Here is a 276-nt window from a genome sequence, read left to right as displayed (position 1 = left end):
AATCCAACTGGACATGGGACGCGGTGGCCGGCGCCTATTACTGGCACCGCTTCTATTCCCATCAACCCGACCTGAATTTCGACAGCCCTCTTGTCATGGAGGAGTTGCTGAGGGTTATGCGCTTCTGGCTGGAAACCGGCATCGACGGGTTTCGTCTCGATGCGATCCCCTACCTCGTCGAGCGCGAGGGGACGATCAACGAAAACCTGCCGGAAACCCACGGGATCCTCAAACGCATACGCGCCGCGCTCGATGCCACTCATCCCGGCGTGATGC

General features: G+C 59.8%; 1 protein-coding gene. It reads left to right on the top strand.

Translation table 11 applies throughout. From position 1 onward, the window contains the following. The coding region (locus AF337_RS10875) for an alpha-amylase family glycosyl hydrolase (protein WP_244471217.1) at positions 1-276 on the top strand (276 nt) is incomplete at both ends.

It is taken from the genome of Rhizobium ecuadorense, assembly GCF_001187535.1.
Taxonomy (GTDB): domain Bacteria; phylum Pseudomonadota; class Alphaproteobacteria; order Rhizobiales; family Rhizobiaceae; genus Rhizobium; species Rhizobium ecuadorense.
This window is presented reverse-complemented; position numbering and strand designations above follow the sequence as displayed.